Origin of the sequence: Microcoleus sp. PH2017_35_SFW_U_B, assembly GCF_020737865.1 — a bacterium.
Lineage (GTDB): Bacteria > Cyanobacteriota > Cyanobacteriia > Cyanobacteriales > Microcoleaceae > Microcoleus.
On record NZ_JAEQDE010000081.1, the window covers coordinates 39849 to 61283 of the forward strand.

Annotated in this window: 19 protein-coding genes; 9 read left to right on the forward strand and 10 right to left on the reverse strand. The window is 44.9% G+C overall.

Features of this window, described 5'->3' with window-relative positions:
- The 10 genes from JGK36_RS22295 to JGK36_RS22340 form a co-directional block, all read right to left on the reverse strand.
- Positions 1 to 2472: cadherin-like domain-containing protein (locus JGK36_RS22295; RefSeq protein ID WP_293197226.1), on the reverse strand; the 2472-nt coding region annotated here is incomplete at its 3' end.
- Positions 2473 to 2953: 481 nt separating this feature from the next.
- On the reverse strand, positions 2954 to 3160 hold the full coding sequence (locus tag JGK36_RS22300) for a hypothetical protein (protein ID WP_293182027.1): 207 nt from the start codon (positions 3158 to 3160) through the stop codon (positions 2954 to 2956).
- A gap of 201 nt (positions 3161 to 3361) precedes the next feature.
- The gene (locus JGK36_RS22305; protein ID WP_293182019.1) at positions 3362 to 4684 is read right to left on the reverse strand and encodes a CO2 hydration protein; all 1323 of its coding nucleotides are present in this window, start codon (positions 4682 to 4684) and stop codon (positions 3362 to 3364) included.
- 481 nt (positions 4685 to 5165) lie between these two features.
- Complete coding sequence (locus JGK36_RS22310) at positions 5166 to 6671, reverse strand: NADH-quinone oxidoreductase subunit M (RefSeq protein WP_293182017.1); 1506 nt, start codon at positions 6669 to 6671, stop codon at positions 5166 to 5168.
- Between the two features lie 257 nt (positions 6672 to 6928).
- Positions 6929 to 7648 carry a carbonic anhydrase gene (locus tag JGK36_RS22315; RefSeq protein ID WP_293182015.1) on the reverse strand — a complete coding sequence of 240 codons (720 nt, stop codon included), beginning with the start codon at positions 7646 to 7648 and terminating at the stop codon, positions 6929 to 6931.
- Positions 7649 to 7752: 104 nt separating this feature from the next.
- The gene (locus tag JGK36_RS22320; RefSeq protein WP_293182013.1) at positions 7753 to 9612 is read right to left on the reverse strand and encodes an NAD(P)H-quinone oxidoreductase subunit F; all 1860 of its coding nucleotides are present in this window, start codon (positions 9610 to 9612) and stop codon (positions 7753 to 7755) included.
- A gap of 387 nt (positions 9613 to 9999) precedes the next feature.
- Positions 10000 to 10983 carry a glycosyltransferase gene (locus JGK36_RS22325; RefSeq protein WP_293197224.1) on the reverse strand — a complete coding sequence of 328 codons (984 nt, stop codon included), beginning with the start codon at positions 10981 to 10983 and terminating at the stop codon, positions 10000 to 10002.
- Positions 10984 to 11147: 164 nt separating this feature from the next.
- Positions 11148 to 11855 (reverse strand): murein L,D-transpeptidase family protein, encoded by a 708-nt coding sequence (locus JGK36_RS22330; protein WP_293197222.1) that lies wholly within the window; start codon positions 11853 to 11855, stop codon positions 11148 to 11150.
- A 417-nt stretch (positions 11856 to 12272) separates the two neighbouring features.
- The gene (gene mraY / locus JGK36_RS22335) at positions 12273 to 13388 is read right to left on the reverse strand and encodes a phospho-N-acetylmuramoyl-pentapeptide-transferase (protein WP_293197220.1); all 1116 of its coding nucleotides are present in this window, start codon (positions 13386 to 13388) and stop codon (positions 12273 to 12275) included.
- A 257-nt stretch (positions 13389 to 13645) separates the two neighbouring features.
- The gene (locus tag JGK36_RS22340; protein ID WP_293157481.1) at positions 13646 to 13885 is read right to left on the reverse strand and encodes a DUF3134 domain-containing protein; all 240 of its coding nucleotides are present in this window, start codon (positions 13883 to 13885) and stop codon (positions 13646 to 13648) included.
- Positions 13886 to 14280: 395 nt separating this feature from the next.
- Here JGK36_RS22340 and JGK36_RS22345 point away from each other — a divergent pair, with 395 nt between their 5' ends.
- From JGK36_RS22345 to JGK36_RS22385, 9 genes are all read left to right on the forward strand, one after another.
- Positions 14281 to 15960, forward strand: a complete 1680-nt coding sequence (locus JGK36_RS22345) for a glycosyltransferase family 4 protein (protein WP_293197218.1) — start codon at positions 14281 to 14283, stop codon at positions 15958 to 15960.
- Between the two features lie 340 nt (positions 15961 to 16300).
- Positions 16301 to 16885 (forward strand): PAP/fibrillin family protein, encoded by a 585-nt coding sequence (locus tag JGK36_RS22350; RefSeq protein ID WP_293182004.1) that lies wholly within the window; start codon positions 16301 to 16303, stop codon positions 16883 to 16885.
- 148 nt (positions 16886 to 17033) lie between these two features.
- The gene (locus JGK36_RS22355) at positions 17034 to 17339 is read left to right on the forward strand and encodes a DUF433 domain-containing protein (protein WP_293182002.1); all 306 of its coding nucleotides are present in this window, start codon (positions 17034 to 17036) and stop codon (positions 17337 to 17339) included.
- Complete coding sequence (locus JGK36_RS22360; protein ID WP_293181999.1) at positions 17336 to 17701, forward strand: DUF5615 family PIN-like protein; 366 nt, start codon at positions 17336 to 17338, stop codon at positions 17699 to 17701. Before JGK36_RS22355 ends, JGK36_RS22360 begins: the two co-directional genes overlap by 4 nt.
- Before the next feature lie 301 nt (positions 17702 to 18002).
- Positions 18003 to 18227, forward strand: a complete 225-nt coding sequence (locus tag JGK36_RS22365; RefSeq protein ID WP_293181997.1) for a hypothetical protein — start codon at positions 18003 to 18005, stop codon at positions 18225 to 18227.
- A gap of 192 nt (positions 18228 to 18419) precedes the next feature.
- Positions 18420 to 19088: a Uma2 family endonuclease gene (locus JGK36_RS22370; RefSeq protein WP_293181995.1), complete on the forward strand. Its 669-nt coding sequence runs from the start codon at positions 18420 to 18422 to the stop codon at positions 19086 to 19088.
- A gap of 291 nt (positions 19089 to 19379) precedes the next feature.
- Positions 19380 to 19649: a type II toxin-antitoxin system ParD family antitoxin gene (locus JGK36_RS22375; RefSeq protein WP_293181993.1), complete on the forward strand. Its 270-nt coding sequence runs from the start codon at positions 19380 to 19382 to the stop codon at positions 19647 to 19649.
- A gap of 437 nt (positions 19650 to 20086) precedes the next feature.
- Positions 20087 to 20392, forward strand: coding sequence for a type II toxin-antitoxin system RelE/ParE family toxin (locus tag JGK36_RS22380; protein ID WP_293181991.1), 306 nt, complete (start codon positions 20087 to 20089; stop codon positions 20390 to 20392).
- A gap of 172 nt (positions 20393 to 20564) precedes the next feature.
- Entirely contained in the window at positions 20565 to 21380 is an 816-nt protein-coding gene (locus tag JGK36_RS22385; RefSeq protein ID WP_293197216.1) for a PD-(D/E)XK nuclease family protein, read from the forward strand.
- The last annotated feature ends 55 nt before the right edge of the window (positions 21381 to 21435 follow it).

Here is a 21435-nt window from a genome sequence, read left to right on the forward strand (position 1 = left end):
GTCGCTGTCGTTGCCTAATACTCCGGGGGCTTGCTGGTTAAATACCTTGGTGTGGGGAATCGTGTAATTGTCTGTTTGTCCAGCAGGTGGCTGGTTGGTAACAGTGAGGTTGACAGCAACAGCCCCAGACGGCGATACTCCGTCGCTGACGCTGTAGGTGAAGTTGTCTGGCCCTGCAAAACCCGGATTGGGAATATAGCTGAATGAACCGTCAGCCTTAAAATCGACCTTGCCGTTGCTGGGATTTGACAATACCTTGGCTGTCAAAATATCGCCGTCAGGGTCGCTGTCGTTGCCTAATACTCCGGGGGCTTGCTGGTTGAATACCTTGGTGTGGGGAATCGTGTAATTGTCTGTTTGTCCAGCAGGTGGCAAGTTGGTGAGATTGATGACGAAAGTTTGACTGGCGGATGTATCGACACCGCCGTTAGCTACGCCCCCATTATCTTTGAGATTGACAGCGATCTTAGCACTGCCGATCGCCCCTACGGCCGGTGTAAATGTTAGCGTGCCCGCCGAGTCGATCGCAGGTGGTACGCTAAACAAAGCAGCATTGTCATTCCCCGTAACTTGAAACGCGAGAGTTTGTCCCGACTCGTTGGCGGGGCCCCGAGAAATCGCCGTCGCCCAGCCGGGGATGGTTTGCGCGCTGGAGTTACTCTTGAGAGTGCGATCGCCTCCTTTGACAAACGAAGGTACATCATTGACTGGATTAACTGGAAGCGCGTAGGTGATGGAATTAGTGCTAAACGGCGTTGTTCCCCCGGTAGCTGAAGCGTTGACACCCGCAGTACCGTTACCGATTCCGTTAGTTCCATCCCACGCCCGAACAGTAATTGTTGGTTCGCTACCAGCGGTACTATAGTAGTCTGGGTTGGGTACAAAGCGGACTTTCGCAGGCGTTTGCAGCGAAACTCGCGTCAGGTTGATGTTTGCTTGGGCCGAGGTTGTGCCGTCACCGAGGAATAGAAAATTAGGAGTTTCGTAAGGGTCGATCGCGCCGCTAAATGCAGCATAATCTCGCAGCGGGCCTGTTAGTATAATATCGCCACCGTCAGAAAGAAAGTAATTATCGCCTTGAACTCTGAGAGTGTAGTCAAAAGCATTATTAATATTGTAAGTAACGTTTTCGGCGGCAAGAAATAAGCCGTTGATTTGCCCGCCAGGATTGGGAGTAATGCCGTCTCCTTGGGCAAAGATATTGCCTGTAGTTGCTGATAGCTGTTGGAAACCGATTTCAATTGCTTTGCGATCGCTCGTAACGGTAACAATGCTAAAACCCGCCCGATTGGCATTGATACGGGCTTCGGAGATAATTTGCAGATTAAAAGATAAGCTAAATCCCTGCGTGCGATCGAGCGGCGGAAATAACGGACTTAAAGGATTATTGGTATAGCCAGCATAGATATTATTAGCAGCCGTGCTGTTTAAATTAACTCCATTACCGCTTAATATTTCTGAAGCAATAGTGGTAGGAGCAATAATATTGGAGTTGGTCAAAGACAGCCAATTCTGAGAACTGGGAGTGCTGCCAAGCAAGCCATTATAAAGAGGCGTCGGGCCGAGAATTGTTGCTGAGCTTTGGGACAATGGCCCAAAATTTGTCCAAGTATTGCCATTAGTTGAAAATTGCCAATTGCCGTTAGTATTGTCTGCTGCTGTGACTGCGACACCCAACGGATCGCTATTAACATCAGCGCCTAACTGGCTAGTGATATTGAAAATACTAAAACCCGTGTTAGCTACATTTTCTATGTCCTCATTAATTGCAGTTAAACTATTAGCGTTAGAATTTGTTAAAGTTGGAGCGCTGTTGAGCTGCGGGTTGCGGAGGCTGTTAATATAAATAGTGTTAATGCCGAAATTGGGTACGCCGATCGAACCTACACTATTGACAGCATAATTAGCAGTTTTATCCACACCACCGATCGCGCTCATGAATTCGACATTATCACCGTTATTCGTCGGAGCGGCAATTTTTACCTTAGCTGCATTGCCAAATGCTCCCAAACCAGTTGTTGGCCAGGCGATCGAATCAACTGAAGTAGTTCCCGTACTGCTAGTATCTACCCAAACAAGATCTGAATCTGCTGCAAAATTTCCTGCAAAGTTGTTAGGTGGAGCTAAAACATTATTAAGGTATACACCACCTTTATTGCTAGTTATCAATAATTGAATGTTCCAATCAGCATCAGTTCCTCGGGGAACTGGATTGTAGGTAATTTCATTCGCTGGAATTACGCTCTCACCGCCCAGCACAATTATTGTTCCTGCCTTGAATACAGGAGCAATACTTGCCATATTTATGAACTGATAGGCAGAATATTTAACTGTTGTTAGATCCGTTGAATCGCCAACAAAAAAAGTTTGCAATTGAGCAGCAGTTAAGTCTTCTGTCAAAAGTAGTTCGACATACTCATCGCCCTGAAAACTACCGTCACGGCGGAATTCATTAATAATTATCTGTCCCATTTCGATGTGCCTATATTTAATATAAGAATCCAATCGAATGTGGCAAGCACATTCAACTCCGTGCAAAATTCAAGCAGGAGAGTATTTTGTTCTCTACCGATAACCTGCCTTTTAGTTCAGTCGTAAGGTGCGTCAGACCATTCGCTTGACACATCACAAAAAATGTGAAAAGCTAGCGCACCCTACCCGACTGGCGGATTAGATGATTAAGACCTTAACGGAGTCCTACTGATGATTTATATGAATCAATCAACATAAAATAATTATTAATTTGACCTAATTAACCTTATAATGTCAAGCATTAAATAATCTCAATAAATATTGTATATAAAAATATGTTGATCGGGCAATCACTCGCAAATTTAAATCAAAAACAACCAGCAAATCATGTCACCTCCCATCGATCTTTGCTTTGATTGGCAAAACCTTAGTCAAATTTAAAGGTTATGAAAATCTATAGTGTATTCGCATCGGTAATTAATTAAAACACTTCGTCTTCAATTCCCACCCACCATTCGCCCAGATTCATTAAATCTTGGTGAAGATCGGTAAGTTCTTTGAGATATTCTTCAGTAGAAATTTGCGATCGCCTTTCTTGCAATTTTTTCATCCGGAGTTGCACCAACAGCCATGGTTTAGAAATGCCGTCGGTTGCTTCGATATATTTGGCTAGGTCTTTGCTGTTCATAGTTATTGGGAATGGGGAATGGGGAATGGGGCATAGGGCATTGGACATGAAGCATGGTAATCGGTAATCGGGAAAAAGGTAATCGGTAATCAGTAATAGTTCGTCGTTACTTGTTAAGAGTTTTTCAAATAACAAATGCCCGATGCCCCATTCCCAATGCCCGATGCCCCATTCCCAATGCCCGATGCCCATTCCCAATGACTATTTGTAATCCGAAGTCTGAATGTTTTTCAACTTCGCCGCATATTTCATGCCGTATTCCGGGCGGCAGAAGCGATCGATCTGAGACTCGAAAAACGCCCGATTTGCCTTCAAATGTTTCGGATTCGGGTCATCCAAAGGATACAGCAGCGCCGTCCGCAAAGCTTGAATAACCGCCGAAGTAACGCAGTACATCGATCGCTGGAACGTCACCCCAATCTGATTCAGGATATCATCTTCGCCGCGGCATCGCTGCCTGTAGAAATCCATCAAATAAGGCGGCAGGAAGTGCAGCATATCTTGGGCTAGCAGCGTCGGCGGGATGCCGGCAGTTCCTACAGGGAATTTGTCTGCATACAAAATACCGTAGTGGAAGTCTTTTTGGTCGTCGGGAACTTCCTTGGCTTGGGCGTTGTAAGATTTGGTTCCCCGGAACGGCGAAGTGCGGTAAAATACCGATTCTACGTAGGGTAGCGCTGCCTCGTACAGCCAAGTGAAACCTTTGGATTTTGGGATGATTTCGTAGGTTTCGCCGTCGATGAGAACGTGGTGGTAAATCGGACGACCGGCGATCGCAAATATACCATTTACCAGGAAATCCATCGCCTGGGGTACTGTGGTAATTTTCCCTTCGTCGTACAAGTCGGAAACTTCAAAAAACACGGGTGCCATTACTTCCCAGAATAAACCGAGATTGCTGTAATAAGACATCTGGCGGCACTGTTCCAAAAACATTTCGGGAAATGCTTTGTGCAAGGCTAGCATGAACGGGTCTTTTTTGAAGTAAGCTTTAATTGCGCGATCGGCATTTGCTTTGTATTCGTCGCTGTCGAGATAGGGGTCAAACTGGTTGACAGGAACGTACATTCCCCGGTGCCACAGCATTGACCTCATGCACTCTTCGGCAAATTCCATGTTAATGCGATCGTGCCACAAATGGTGAAACAAACGTGGCTTTTTGCCAGTTTCTCCATTTTCCATGAACTCCAAAAGTTCCGGGTGTGCGCTTCCAGTCCCCCGCCAAATCCGTAAATCTGCACCGTCACCTGAATAGTGATTTTGCAAGTCTAAATACTCCTGGGGTAAGAAGTATTTAAAGAAGGGAAGCGGGTTTAAAAATACCCGTTCCGCGATGTAAAGTAAATCCCGCCAATAGAAATCCATCGGTACCGCGTAGGCCTTCCAAATCGCGATGATTTGCATCAGATTTTCCGGCGTATCTGGAATCATCGCGCCGCCAGCTTCCAGTCTGTGAATGACTTCGGCAAATTCGTGTTTGGAAGGAGGCAGTTTAGTTGCTGGTTTAGTAGGAGTTTGTACCATTGTTTCTTCCTTGGTTTGAATGAATCTCAATATTTAGAAATATTCGCAAAGTCTGCGGCAGCGCAATGCTTGGAAGTTGCTAGTAGGGAAATTGCTGTAACTGCACCTGAATTTAGAATTTTTTGCGGTGTTCCAAACTTTTACACAGTTATGGTGGTAGTTGACTGGTTGTTTTTATTTTACCATAATTACAATCCGAATTCATATCATGTCCGGTCGATCACCATAACAAAAATAGTTCGTAGTGCGGACTTAAGTCCGCTCCGGCTGCGGACTGAAGTCCGCACTACAAACTAATCTTATTGTGGTCAGTCCACCGGAGATGATATCAGAGGGAAGTTCGGTAACGAATTGTATAGCGGGTTTAACCGATTCAATGGATGAATGTTGAGGGAAGAAGGAAGATGGAAGAGAAAAGAAGGAAGAAGTAAGAAGGAAGAAAAAAGATTTTTCTGAGTTCCCGCTCTCCCCCTCTCCCATTCTATTTCTCAGATTGATAGCTGACAGCTACTTGAGTATATCTGCCCGTTGATAGAGTTACTGCCATCGCATTTGTAGTAGATTCGCTCCACTTCAGCAGCCACACTGGTTGAACTCCCAAGAAGAAAATGATTGCCGCTAAAACTAGGGCTGGCATATTTTCGGCAAACTTCACTGGAGGATAGTAAGCCGTGGCATTGTCCAACTTTCCAAAACAGGTGCGGTTGAGCAGAATTACAAAGTAAACTGCTGTTAACCCGGAGGCTAAAATGCACAGTAAAGTCGGAATTGGAAATGCTGAGAAACTGCCTTGAAATACTAAAAATTCGGCGATAAAACCGACTAAACCGGGAATTCCGGCGCTGGCCATGCCGCCCAAAACTAACAGCGAACTCGCTGTGGGTAAACCGCGCATCGGATTCATTAAGCCGTTGAGCACGTCCAAATCCCGTGTGCCGGCTTTGGTTTCGATGATGCCTACGAGATAAAACAGCAAGGCTAAAATCAAGCCGTGGCTTACCATTTGCCCGACAGCGCCGATTAAGGAGAGTTTGGTGCCGGCGGCGCAGGCGACGAGGATGTAGCCCATATGCCCGATCGAACTATAGGCTACCATGCGCTTGATATCTTTTTGGGCGATCGCGCTCAAAGCACCGTACATCACGCTCACCGTACCGATTATCGCTAAACCAGGAGCGACTATCGACCAAGTTTCGGGAAACATCTGCAAACCAAACCGCACTAAGCCGTAAGTTCCCAACTTCGCCAAAACACCTCCCAACAGAATTGCTGTTGCTGGCGAAGCTTCCACGTAGGCATCCGGCAGCCAAGTGTGGAGGGGCACTAAAGGAATTTTAATTGCCAACCCAAACAAGACAATTGTTAGCAAGATTAATTGCGTGTTTAAGGGCAAATCTTGAGTAGTAATTGCACTGTAATCGAAGTTTAAAGAGCCGCTCAGCCAAGCTACGCCCAAAAATCCGCCTAAAACTAAAAGTCCCGAAACTGCCGTGTAAATCAGAAACTTCATCGCAGCGTATTCGCGCTGTTTGCCGCCCCAAATCGCAATCAACAGGTAAAAAGGAATTAATTCTAGCTCGTAAAATAGGACGAACAGCAGCAAATTTTGAGACATCAAAGCTCCCGCCACCCCCGCATTGATCAGCAAAATCAAAGCGTAGTAAAGCTGGGGGCGAGCCATACCTTCACCAGTACCGTAAATCACTAATAGCGTCAGCAATCCGGTTAAAACTAACAGTGGCAAAGATAAGCCATCAATTCCCAAGTTGTAGCTCAAACCCAATTGCGGAATCCAAGGCAAATATTCTTGAAATTGCAGTCCCGCATTTGTCGTGTCAAATTGAGTTAGCAGCCAGAGATTCAACAGGAAAACGGCAGCAGCGAAGACGGAAGCGACGGAGCGCACCCGCATCGCATTCATTTTTCCGGGCAAGAACCCGACTACCGCAGCGCCCAACGCGGGCAACCAGAGCAATGCACTAAGCATAATGTGTGAAGAGTGAAGATTCAGTTGACAGTTGACAGTTGACAGTTGACAGTTGACAGTTGACAGTTGACAGTTGACAGTTGACAGTTGATAGTTGACAGTTGACAGTTGACAGTTGATAGTTGATAGTTGACAGTTGATAGTTAATATCTAAGTTTTTAGACAGTTTAAATTTTACTGCTTTCCCAAGAGGTTTTTCAACAGTTGGTATTTAACAATTGACAACTATCAACTATCAACTATCAACTCTCAACTGTTTACGACTCAATCAGAATATTGACTGCACCCGTGTCTAAATCGTAATATCCACCGACAACTTTCAGTTTATTCTCCTCAATTAACTTAGAGATAACTGGAGATGCTTTCAATCTTTTAGCTTGCAGCACCACATTGGCTTTGCAGGCATTTTCTAGACGATCGCCTGCTTGGCCTTTCGAGCTTTCTACAGCAGGCCTAATTGCGTCGAGCAAACTGCCAATTTGACCGGGAACTTGAGCGCCTTTGATGGTTGCATCTACCGCACCGCAACGTTTGTGACCGATTACTACCAGCACTTTTGCTCCCAACACCAGTGTGCCAAATTCCAGGCTGCCAATTTCTTCTGGAGTAGCCACATTTCCGGCTACGCGACATACAAATAAATCTCCCAATCCCTGATCGAAAATAATCTCAGAAGGAAAGCGGGAATCTGCACAGCCGAGAATAGCAGCAAATGGTTTTTGAGCTTTGGCAACTTCAACGAGGCGGGGTAAGTCTTGGTTGGGACTTTGGCGTTTTCTGTCAACAAATCGCTTGTTCCCCTCCATCAATTTTGCCAAAGCGACATCGGGAGTGAAGTCATTTTGAGCAATTGCTGGTTCGGGTGAAGCCACATCAGCACCTACTCGTGCTGCGAGTATTCCTGTACCTATTGCTCCTGCGACAAATTTGAGGGAGTTGCGCCGGGAAAGATTTACTTGTCTGCGATCGTCTTTCATGTATTCTGCCTTGTTGGATTGAGTTTGAAATCTTTATTCAAGACTTCATTTATTTAAGATTTTAGGTTAAAAGTGTCACCTAAAATCTTCAACTTTATATCTCTTTACCCGCCCACAATCAGCGAGAGGCGAGCCAACAGAGGCCAGCTTACGAGCAATCCTAAAAGTGCCACTCCGAAGAGAATTGTCAGGGCATAAAACTGAGTTTGACCCGTAACGTTGTATTTGAGGCTTTGCCCGCCGAAAACTGTGGCAAAACCGATTAAGTTAACGAATCCGTCAACAATATTGCGATCGAACCAGGATATGATTTGGGAAACCAGACCGACGGCAAAGATGATGGTCACGCGGTAAAGTTGGGCGGTGTAAAAGTCGTAGGCAAAGAAGTCTTGCACGGCTTGAGAACCAATTCGCACTGGTTTTTCCCACTTTTCGTTCAGGTAAATAAATGCTCCGGCACCAATGCCGATCGCACTTGACAAAGCTAACAGTCCGGCCGCAGTATAATTCAAAGTTGCCAAAGGCAGTAATTCCCAGGCGGCGAGCAAGTGTGGGACGTGCAAGGTAAATCCCATTAACACTGTCATCGGCAAGACAAAAGGCCAGGCAACTTCGGGCGAACGTTCAGTCATTTGCTTCGGTTTGCCACCGAAAACTAAACCGAAAACGCGCACTAAGCCAAAAGCAGTCACGCCGTTCACAAACAGCACTACTACTAACAGTGAAGGATGAGTTTTAGCAAGCCCGCCTGCTAATTCTGATAAAGCCCAGAAGCAGCCGAAGGGTGGCAGGCCCATCACTCCAGCGGCGCCAACAAGAAACGATATTCCCGATATCGGCCGCTTCGCCCACAAACCGCCGAGATATCGGACATCCTGAGTGATGCTGTTCCAAACTACTGAACCGATGCTCATCACCAACAAACCCATTGCTAAGGTGTAGGCAAAGATTAATGTCAAAGCTGTGTGGGTTTGTCCGGTGCCGACGGCGATAAATACCAAGCCCATGTAAGAGCTAACTATATAGGAAAGCGTGCGCTTGATGTCGATTTGGGCGATCGCAATTAAAGACGCACCCACCGCCGTTGCAGCACCCACAATAATAGTTGTCTTCAGCCCGACGGGCGACAATGCAATCACGGGCTGCAATTTAATCAAAATCCAAGCACCGGTTTCCACAACCACTGTGTTCCGCAAAATCGTTGCCGGCAAAGGGCCTTCCATCGCCTCATCCAGCCACAGGTGCAGGGGAAACTGAGCGCATTTGCCCATCGGGCCAGCAATCAAAGTTAAACTCAACAGCGTCGCCACTGTGGGGTCAATGTTTGCAGTCTTAGCCCAAACTGCCAATTCGTCAAAATTCCAAGTTCCAGCCAGCGGCAGAATTGCAACTACTCCCATCAACAGGAATAAGTCTCCTACCCGCTTAGTCAAGAAAGCATCGCGGGCGCCCGTCACCACCAAAGACTGATTGAACCACAGCCCGATTAGCAGGTAAGTTCCCAGAGTCAGGACTTCCAGAATCATGTAGCTGAAAAACAGGGAGTTGGACAAAACCAAGCCGCACATCCCCGCTTCAAACAGCCCCATCAGGGAAAAGAACCTAGCCCAGCCCCAGTCCATTTCCATGTAGCCGACTGCATAAATCTGCGCCAGAAAATTCAGTCCCGTAATCAAAACTGTCGCCCCGACGGTGACAGCAGAAATGTCTACGGGAATGGTTAAGTCTAAACCTGCCACATTCAGCCAGGGAATGAACTGGTGTTGTGCCGGTTGGTTCCAGATAGCTGTCAGGGCGATGACGCCGTGAAGGAAAGCGAAGAAAGTTAAGATGGCGTTTACGTAACCGGAGGGTCTAGGCCCCGTGCGGCGAGTTACTGCTGGAAACCACAATATCGACAGAAATGCGCCGATGAGTGGATAGCAAGGTATAAACCAAACGGTCTGGAGTAGGATTTGAGCCATTGGCACTACCTGTAATTGTTACAAAACTTGAAAAATCTGAGAATAATCTCGACGCCAGAAGGCTGAGGTCATTCGCCAGAAGTAAAGAAATTTTGGGGGTAAATGCGAGTTTTTCGTCATTCTGAAACTGCGCGCTTCAAAATAGACTTATTAATTTTATATTAAGGATTGCCTGAAATTTTCATATTTCTCAATTCAGCATACTTATATACAGATAAATTCTGCTTATCGGATGTAAAGATCAGACGGCGGTTGAAACCGCGCCTACACAAACGATGTCCGCCTCCGCGGACTCAAGAGAGAATAACATAGGATAGGTCTTCAACCCGCGGAGGCGGGTTTTGCCTGTATAGACGCGGTTTCAACCGCCCAGTCTTCTTCTAAGGATTAAAGTCGCTCAATTTCCCGAGCTAGTTCTGGGAGTTTGGCTTGTCGCTGTCCGATCGCCCTTGCCCTGACATTTATGAGACCGATCGGCGTATTTAACAAATCTACCAGATCGGCACGGGCGATCCTCTTCGAGGGCTTCGCTAACGCACATTTAGCAGTAGCAACCGGCAATTCCTTTAACAGCCATCTAGCCAGCCGATACAAATATTCCCCTGTGGTGAATTCTCGCATCAAATCGACACCGTGGAGTTCGTGCAAATATTTATTCGACTCGCCGTAACGATGCCATTGACTTTGTAACTGTTTTATTGTATTGCGGTGGCGGTGTCGGGCGATCGCATTTTCGGCAAAATACATTTTATAGGATGTTTCCCGCAAAATCCGCCAGCACAAATCCGCATCGCCGCCGCTCGTAAGGTACGGGCGAAACATACCCACTTGTGCTAAAATCTGGCGGCGGACAGCTAAGTTAGCCGTTTGACCGTAGGGACAAAAAGGGTGAGCGAGAGTATGTTTTTGAGATAAAGTATTTTCGCGGGCGGCGTGTTTTTCTAAGAGAGTGTTACCGGGAAGGGCGAGGATTTCACCGCAGGTAATTCCTATTTCTAAGTTAGCGAATGGTTCGACTAAATTTTGCAACCATTGAGGTTCGGGGCGACAGTCTGCGTCGGTAAAGGCGATGATTTCGCCTGTTGAGGCGCGAATTCCTTTATTTCTGGCGGCGTAGGAACTTTGAATCGTATTTTCGCTGAGATTGCGAATGGTGATTTGATTGAATCCCTCTTGCTTGGGGGATTTGGCTGCTGCTTGAAGGATAGTTGAAGTGTAATCGCGACTTTTGTTGTCTACTAAGAGATATTCTACTCTGTTTGTTGGATAAGTTTGCGATCGCAAACACTCAATTAAATCCGGCAAATCCGTCTCGCCGTTGTAAACAGGTACCACAACCGAAACAAGGGGTAAAAACTCCGCACTGTTCATTAATCCTCTCTGCGGGTTGTTGAGTCAATCAGGACTTGCATTCCTTACTACGAACCAGTTTGTAGTGAGGACTTCAGTCCTCTCTTGCCAGTTTGTAATGAGGACTTCAGTCCTCTCTGCTGCTTGTTGAGTCAATCAGGACTAAAGTCCTTACTACGAACCAGTTATCTAATAATTTCTACTTCTGTACCTTTTTGTACAAACTGATACAACTCGTCAACATCCTTATTTTCCAGAGAAACGCAACCCAAAGTCCAATTCGATCGCTCTTTGATAATTTTCTCTGAATTAGCAGGCACGCCGTGAATCCCAACCTCGCTGCCAATACTATCGTACCATTTGATTGTACCTGCTTGCTTGGCTTTGATATGTTTTCGCCAAGATTGTTTGCTGGGATAATCCAGCCAGATAAATTTCGACCAAGCTGCGTGAGGATAAAAATCTTTTATGCTAAAAATTCCTTCCGGCGTCCGCGAATCGCCTTCTTTTAGTTTATCGCCTGCGGGATTGCTGCCAAATACAACAGGATAAGATTTGACAGGCTTTTTGTTTTCATAGACAGTCAATCTGTATTTTGATTTTTCCACCAGGATGGAAATTCTATTTTTATCTAACTTATCCGGTTCGCCTAAAATTTGTGATAGGGGTTTGCCGTAGTTGAATAAATTATCTGGTGGTAATTGGGTATGTAAAACATTTAACTCATCAGCCGGACAATTACTTAAGCAAAAAACATCTAAAATGTAGGGAATGGGAACAGCATAACCTAGTCTAACAAGTTTCCAGTAAAAAAAGGAACTCGCAGTTAGCAATAGAATGCTGGCAGATGAAGCAATTATCCAAATATTGCCCTGTCTTTTTTTAAGTTCCATTGCATTAACTGGGGCTATTATAGCGGTTCTCAAAAAAGTGAGGTACGTTGTTGGGATGGGAGCCCTCTTATATTTATTATATAGTAAGCGAGGTCGCATCAAAAACTCCATTTATAGTCATACCTCATCTTTCTGATAAAGGCTATATCATCATTTTAGCTTATGAGCTTGGAACAGGCAAGATGCCTGTTCCACAACAGATTTAATATTAGTGGCACAGGCCGGAAAGCCTGTGATTTAGCTAGATTTAATATTAGTAGCACAGGCATCTTACCTGTTTTTTTATTCTATCTAAAACGGGCAAGATGCCCGTTCCACAACTGCATGAAGTTCTTGTGTAACGGGCATCTTATTTGTTTTTCAACATGGCTGTAAATATCAGCTACATATGCTGTAAAGTCTGTTACTAATCCGCTGTTAACTGTTGCCAGCCAACATCAAAATCATTAACACTAACACCCCGTTAGTTAAATAAAAGATACCAACCACCTGAGTTTCCAACCAGCCGCAGAGTTCTAGATGGTGGTGCAGGGGAGCCATTCTTAAAAGACGCTTGCCAATGCCATCAGGGCCTTTTGTAGCTTTATAATAAGCCACTTGAGCAATTACTGACACTGTTTCAATCAAGAAAATCCCACTGATTATTAATAATATCCAAAGGCTATTTGTTAATAAAGCTACCGCACCCAAAGCACCGCCCAAAGCCAACGCACCTGTATCGCCCATAAATACCCGGGCTGGATTGCGGTTGTGAGCTAAGAAACCGAAACAACTGCCGCTAATGCAGACACAAAATATCATTAATTCTGGCGAAGTTGATGCTACAGATGCACCTAATCCCAAAAGTGCGATCGCACCTAAACCTCCCATCAAACCATCAACGCCGTCGGTAAGATTAGTAGCATTGCTTTCGGCAACTAACACAAAACCAGCTAGCGGCCAAAACAAGAAACCTAAAGGCAATACCCAACCGAAAGGCAAAGCAATGTTCGTAGAAATAGTTGGATTGTGGAACATCAACCACAGACAAAAAAGAGCTGCAAAACCTACTTGCAAAGCCAATTTCATCCGAGGTGAAATACCTTTATTCGACTTGCGACGGAGAATTTGCCAATCGTCGAGCCAGCCGATGAAACCGTAAGCTAAAGTTAAAGCCGATGCGGCAACAACATCTGAGTTAAATCTCGACCAAAGTAATGCTACTACGACTCCTGCTGGCACAAAAAATATGCCTCCCATTGTCGGCGTTCCCGCTTTTTTTAAGTGGGCTTGGGGGCCGTCTTCGCGAATTATTTGTCCGGCTTTCAGTTGCTGGAGTACGGGCACAACCAGATAACCTAAACCCGATGCAATGAGAGCACAAACAGCTAGTGGCATAAATAGCGATGCAGGCGCATCCAAAAATCTACCCGCTGCTACATCTAAACCGATCGCTACAATGCCGAGTCCCAAACCCAGCAGCAGGAATAAATTCCTGCCTGTAAGTTTGAAAGGCATAGTAAAAGCGATTTTCTCATCCACAAAGTTATCCATATCACTCCTCAACACACACCATTTGAGAATAAGCATTTGACAATTCCAGAATAGGGTGGGATACAGGAGATTGGGAAATCTCTTGGTTTTTTTTCCCTGTTTTTGGTTGATTCGTTGACCAGCCAAAAACGTTACAAGCCCTAAACTTCAGTAATCGATTCTCCCCAAATTTTAGACTCAAGTTCGGCTTCCGGTTATTCACGAAGCTGCAAGTGAATCTAAAATCTAAAATCTAAAATCGACTTACCATTCTACAGTTATTCGTCGCCTACACCCGCATCATCTTCTGCTTCTTCTTCTAAATCATCGTAAGGGCTGTCGTCAACTGCCATCAACTCGGAAATTTCTTCTTCGTGCAGATAGTCGGGTTCTTGGACATCCCTTGCTAAGAGGCGATTGTTAGATTCCAACCAGTCTAAAAGAGAAGATTGCTGCTTTAATGGAATTACATCGGCAGGTAAGTGGCGAGGTATTTGACGCAGAGATGGGTTGTACATGATTATCGGTTTCTAAAGACAAAGACGCGATCGAGATCGAGTAGAACTAATGTTGTGCCGACTGACTGCTCCTTCCATCGAACACTTGCAAATCGGGCATTTAGCAGAGCTAAGGCATTATACCACAGACACTCTTTGGTTCCGGATCGGATAGGATGGCTGACTGGTTCGGGCGATCGCCCCCAATCATGGGCGCCAGGATAACATTAAAATCCGATATTGCCAATCCCTCTTTAGCCATAAGTATTGTAATCTGAGGCGATCGTTTTTGAAAGTATCGCGGGACACTGGGCCAGCCAGCGGTTGGGTTAAAACAGTTTCCTGGTTTTGCGTCAAAGCCTTATGGTGAAAGCCTTTTACCTTCTTCAACCAATTCTCGAACAATAAATCTCAGGATGGATATAACAGCGGCGATTTTATACCACAAAGACGGTTACGACACCGGAGGGAAAAGACTTCTGGGGCGTCATTCAGCCGGAGAAGGATTTCTCAAAAGCTTAGTCCAACACGGTACTGCTGACTCTCTCTACTGCTGCACAGACAGCGAAGCAACATTTAAGGAGTTTTGTTCGCGCATCCAACCGTGGCTGCAACAACCTCGGAAAGTCCGCTGGATTTCGACGGATCGACTAGATTTGCTATCTCAACCAGGTACAATCTATCGACCCGATCCCGCCCTTGCCGATATGGTTTGGGGGCGCAGATTTGTCAATCAGCGGGCTTACAGCGTTTGTGGCGTTACCCATACGATCGCAACTAAGTATGTCATGGAGTCGATCGGCAATTTGATAACAGCACCGGTTCAACCTTGGGACGCCCTCATCTGCACCTCTAACGCCGTGAAAAACACAGTAGAAGGAGTTCTGAGGGAGTGGTCTGAGTATTTAGCGCAGCGCAACGGCGGTCAACCCGAAATTTTGGTGAAATTGCCAGTTATTCCCCTAGGAGTGGATTGCAGCGCGTTTCCGCAGGGTGTGGAAGCAGTCCAGGCGGGCGATCGACAACGACAAGAACTCGGCATTTCTCCGGGCGATATAGTCGTGCTATTTGTCGGGCGATTGACTTTCTCTGCCAAAGCTCATCCGGTACCAATGTACATCGCCTTGGAACGCGCCGCCCAACAAACAAAGGCGAAAATCCACTTAATTCAAGCCGGTTGGATCGAAGATCCGAGAGAAGAACCCGACTTTAAAAATAGCGCGAAAATCTTTTGTCCGTCGGTGAATGCTATTTTTGTAGATGGCAGAAAGCCGGAAATTAGAGTTAATATTTGGTCTGCCTCCGATATTTTTATTTCGCTGTCCGACAACATTCAAGAAACCTTCGGACTAACACCCATTGAAGCAATGGCCAACGGACTGCCGGCAATTGTTTCCGACTGGAACGGATACAAAGAATCAGTACGGCACGAAATCGACGGCTTCCGCATTCCCACACTCATCCCGCCCCCAGAAGCTTGTTTAGATTTAGCGCTAAATTATCTCGACGGAAGTTTGAATTGGCCGACTTACATGGGTCACACTTCCCTAGCCACAGCAGTTGATATTGATGCCTGCACCCGCGCTTTGTGCAAATTAATTGAAAACCCGGAATTGAGAAGGCGGATGGGTGAAAGTGCGAGACAAAGGGCGAGAGATATTTATGATTGGAAAGTAGTAATTGCTGCTTACGAACAGTTGTGGCGGGAATTAGCAGAAATTCGGGTTTCTGCACCAGAGTCTGCACCTGCAAAAGCCGGGAAGCCACCTTATCCGCTGGGGGACGATCCGTTTCGGGTGTTGGGTCATTATGCGACTAGAACTTTAACCGATGATACGATCTTGAGTCTCGGTGCGATCGCCACACCGGAACTGTTGAGAGAGTTGCACACAATTTGGTTTACGAGCTTCGGTCAAGACCGGAGAATCTCTGTTAAAGTTCAGATAGAGATGTTGAATGCGATCGAGCAAAAGGGTTCTCTCAACGTCGGGGAAGTTCTCAGGCGTTATGCAACAAACGAGCAAGAATCAGCATACCTCTATCGGACGCTACTCTATCTTGTGAAATTTGGTGTTTTAGTCATTGGGAATGGGTAATTGGGAATTGGGAATTGGGAATTGGGCATAGGGCATCGGGCATGGGGCATCGGGCATTGATTGCTGGTTGGGGTGCATTTGATTAGTGAAGAGGGCGAAGCATGACCGCATATAAGTTATTAGTTATCATCCCATATGGACTGCGGTCATGCTTCGCCCCTACAGATATATTATTTGCCAAAACCAGATGCAGTCGCTGGGTGTTTTTTATGAGTTATTGGTATACTAATAACTAATAACTAATCACTAATCACTATTGACAACTAAGAGGGCGGGCCCGCACCATCCACCGCCCCTACGAACCGACAACTGTCAACTGTCAACTGTCAACTGTCAACTTATGCTTAAAAAATCTGCACTATTAGAGATAATTGCTGGTAAGAATCGCGGTTTGCTGGCGACTCCAAACGACAAACAGGCGATCTTAAGTGCGATCGCCCAATTGGAAGATTATAACCCCACACCACGCCCTGTAGAAGCCACAGAACTTTTAGATGGCGATTGGCGGTTGTTGTACACCAGCAGTCGCGCCCTGCTGAATCTTGACGGTTTTCCGTTGTTGAAATTGGGTCAAATTTATCAATCCATCCGCGTCAAAGAATCCAAAATTTACAACATTGCCGAACTTTACGGCTTGCCTTACTTAGAAGGAATAGTCAGCGTAGCCGCCAGATTTGAGGCGACTTCGGAACGGCGAGTGCAGGTGAAGTTTGAGCGATCGATTTTGGGTTTAAGCAGGTTAATCGGCTATGAATCTCCTGCTAAATATATCAATGAAATTGAGTCGGGAAAAAAATTCGCTGCTGTAGATTTTGGGTTAGATACTCGCGAACAGCAGGGATGGCTAGATGTTACTTATTTGGATAGCGATTTGCGGATCGGGCGCGGTAATGAAGGGAGTGTCTTTGTGTTGACAAAAGAGTGATTTTGTGATGTTTGATTGAGTTCGATCGCTCTTAAGACTTCTCAAATTTTTAAGCAATTCTCGCTAGAATAGAAGCGTCAGGGGCATGAACACTTAGACATTTTCAGAATAAATCTATATAATCAAGTTAATTGAATTGAAAAAATGTATGACAACAACAACTGTAGTAGACATCGGGACTTTAATTATCCGCGATCGCAACCTTCGAGGCGGCCGTCCCATTATTGCTGAAACTGGTACTTCTGTCCGCCGCATCGCCGTTTTGTACAAGCAGGGTAATAGTGCGGAAGAAATTGCTAGGCTGATGACTCACTTATCGATCGCACAAGTTTATGCAGCTTTAACGTATTATCATGCTAATCGAGCAGAGATTGATACAGATTTAGCAGAGGAACAAGCAGCTTACGAACAGTTAGCAGAGTTACACTACAAAAACCTGAAGACAAATCCATGAGCATTATTCTACTGCTGCTAGACGAAGATGCTATGAATTCGGCTCTGCTTGATGCTCTACGCCTGCGGAGTGTTGATGTTATTTCTGTTGCAGAAATAGGAATGCTGTCTCGCAGGGATGAAGAAATTTTGTATTGGGCTAATAAAAATCATCGAGTAACCTATAGCTTTAATACTAGGGATTTTTATCGATTGCATACTGATTTGAACACCCAAGGGGAAGAACATATGGGGATAATCTTGGGACAGCAGAATTATTCAGTTGGGGAACAATTGCGTCGCTTGGTAAAAATTATAGCTAGTAAATCCGCAGAGGAAATGTACAATCAAGTTGAGTTTTTAAGTGCTTGGGGTGAAGAATAAGCGATCCCCTTAACTCATTCTCCTCAATTTATCTTTCTTTCATCCGCGTTTATCCGCGTTCATCTGCGGTTGAAAATCAAAAATGTATGACTTTTGCAAACAATTCAACACTTACTAAAATCCTCAAATCCACAGCCGATCGCAGCTTTAGATATGATAACCGTTAAAACTTAGCGTTAAGAATTGACAATTGACAATTATTGTGATATCTGCTTGAATTTTAATGGGAAAGGCGTTAGTACATTCCCGCCAAGAAACTTACTAACGCCCTTTCTGTACTCCTTACGAATACAACAAGATTATGCCACAAAACGGTTATCAACAGGGATTATCGGCGAATCCTAGTGCGATCGCGTACCAAAAACGGCTTTACCCTTGGGCGATCGCCAAACTCATGCCAAATATGCAGCGGACTGATGTGGGCAGGTTTCGCAGGCGATCGGATGCTGACGGGCACTTGCTGTGTCTGCGTCAACTCATGCCTCAAGCTTCGCTGCTGGTAGTCTTTGACTTGCAACCAGACTAACATTTGGGGCGATCGCGCGATCGCCCTCCCTCTAAAAATAGGGGCTTTTTTCGCGCGATCGCCCTCTAAAATTGGAAAGTTATGTGAGTTTGAGATTAAACTAAAAACTTTAAGCTAGGCTGCACAGGTTTTCATTGTTTAGCTAAAATCACATAAGCTAGTATAAAACTATCCTTAATTTGTTGGTGAATTATGACTGTCATAACTGCAAAATTCATCCTTCCTGAAGCGGGCAAAATTCCACAATGGCAAGCCGCAACATGGGAAGATTATGTTGCGGCTTGCGAAAATCCGTCTTTAGCGGAAGCCAAAATTTTTTTTCATGAAGGATATCTTTGGATCAATATGGGTAATGAAGGGCCTCAGCACGCCAGATTTAACGATCTGTTTACTATCATATTTTTTGTGTGGTTTACCACCAAAGTAGGACAAACTTTTGATTCTCTCAGCGGTTGTGTAATTGAAAAATCTAAAGTGGGTTCAGGTGCGCCAGATAAAGTTTTATACATTGGCGGAGATTTCCCGCAGTGGCAAAAAGGGGAACCTCGACGCATTAATCTCAATCAATGGCGAGTTCCCGATTTAGTTGCAGAGATTTCCGATACTACTTTGACGAGCGATTTAGATGAAAAAAAGCGCTTGTATGCTGCTTTAGGAATTCCTGAATATTGGGTAGTAGATATTAATGGCGTGAGAGTATTAGCATTTCGCTTGCAGGAGAATGGGAAGTATCAGGAATGCGAGTTTTCGGTAGCGCTTGAGGGATTGCCAATTGCTTTGCTTTCGGAGACTTTAAAGCTTTTGACTGAAGGAAATGGGACGGCGGCGATGTGGTTTGCTCAACAAATTGGGAATTTGTAGAGAGGTTGACGAAAAATGCCATCGCCCGCAGCTCACCATACTTTTTTCAAGCTCGACTTTAGGGCGGGCACAATTTATGAATATTTTGATATTTGTGCTAAGGTAAGTAAGTAGGCGGGATTCAACAGAGCTATGTAAAAATATGTAAACAGGGCTAATTTAGCCACGCTTAGGGCATTTGGATACTTGACAATCGTTTACATAATTGCGTTTTACAGCGCCTACATAGTTAATCTAAAAAATATGTCACGATCGTGCAGTAACCTTTCTATTAATTAAAGGAGCAAGTCAATGAATATTGTCTTAAAGCCGGAATACGAAGAGTTTATTCGATCGCAAATTCAAACCGGAAAATATGGCAGCGTTGAAGAATTAATTGGAGAAGCGATCTTACTTTTAAAACAACGAGAACAACGCATCGAAGAGCTGCGCCAGAAAATAGAAGTTGGAACTGCACAAATTGCTGAGGGAAAAGTGACAGACGGAGAACTTGTATTTGCCAGACTTCAAGAAAATATCGATAAAATGCAACAGTCAGGAGTGTCAGTAACCCTGCCCTAAAGGGACGCTCGCTTGTAAGAGCAATCAAGCAATCTGTGCCGATCGGCTATCGTCTTAACTGACTAGCATTATTTAAGTCATGACACTCCTTGAATGCGACGCTAGTTGTCCGGTATCTATACCTGATGAAGTATTAACATTGATGCCTCAAAACAAAACTCCTAAAGCAGAGATTGCATCAGGGGTTTTTTATTTGTACGGGCGATCTGAAGTGGGCGATCGACGTAACCTCGTTGTTTCAGCTCTTTGTGTAAAATAAGTAGTAGCGATATCGCTACAAACCATTGTATTCTCTTTCCCTTTCCCGCATACTAATAACTGAACAGAAGTCGCTAGATAAAAAACCTCTATCGGGGTTATGTCTATTCCAAAGTATACAAATACCTACTTCAACGGATTTTGGACGTTAAACAACTGTCTAGTCACAAGGAAAGCTAATGAACAGTTATACATTTTCCGATGAATCTGTCCGAGATTTGAATGAGATTTGCGATTATATTAGTCGAAATAATCCTAGGACAGCCAGCGAGCTTTTTGATGTGATTCGTCAAAAATGTAAACTTGTCGCTGAATTTCCCAATATGGGCAAACGCTATCACAGTTTAGCCCCCAACTTGCGCGGATTTATTGTTAGGGATTATTTGATTTTTTACTACCCCAGAGCGGACGGGATTAATATTGCTCGCGTGCTGCGGGGCGATCGAGACTTGGAATTATTGTTTTCAGAATTAGGGGAAGATTAATTAGCATTGGATCGCTCGTAAAGGGCGATCGCACTCATCGCACTCTCCTCCAAAAACGCGATCGCCCTAATTTATCTGCGTTTATCTCCGTCCATCTGCCGACATCTGCGGTCAAAAAAATATCGATACCCCTTACAATCACAAACAATCTAAAATATAAAATCATAAAAAAATGCTGCGACTCTCCCAAACCCAACTCAAAATTCTCGAAGAATGCCCCCGCAAATTCCAGCATAGCTACCTAGAACTACTCGCAAGCACCGCCTCCCCTGAACACAAAGAAAAACTCACATGGGGTAGCCACTTTCACCTTTTGATGCAGCAGCGAGAACTAGGATTGTCGATTGAATCCATCACCCAACAAGACCCAGAATTAGGACGATGTGTGGCAGCATTTATCAACGCCGCCCCCGAACTTTTTGCGAATTCAGAAAATAGCGACCAAATTTTCCGCCAAGCCGAGCACCCCCGCATCTTGATTTTTCAAGACTACCTATTCACCGTTATCTATGATTTGCTAATAGCCGAACCAAACGCTGCCCAAATTCTCGACTGGAAAACCTATCCCCGCCCTCAAAAATCAAAATGGATAGCCGAAAGTTGGCAAACCCGACTCTATTTATACGTTCTAGTAGAAACCAGTGACTATTCCCCGGAACAAGTTTCAATGACATACTGGTTCGTACAATTGCAAGGAGAAGAACCGCCGCAAAAACTCACATTTTCCTACAATCAAATAGAACACGATCGCACAAAACAAGATTTAATCCAAATATTGCAGCAGCTAACCGACTGGCGACAGCGCTATACCGAAGGTGGCGAATTCTTCCCCCAAGTACAAATTAGTTCCAATCTTTGCGATTCCTGTCAATTCGCCACTCGCTGCAACCGCACCCAAAATTCCAAAGCTTCCTCATCAAATCTTCCAGCAGAAACTCCCACAAATTGGTTGCCAAATCTTGCTATAATCGAGGAGATATCTATATAATATAACCTTTGACTATCCAAACTCTTTGGACTATCGCTGGGTGGGGGCGGGTTTA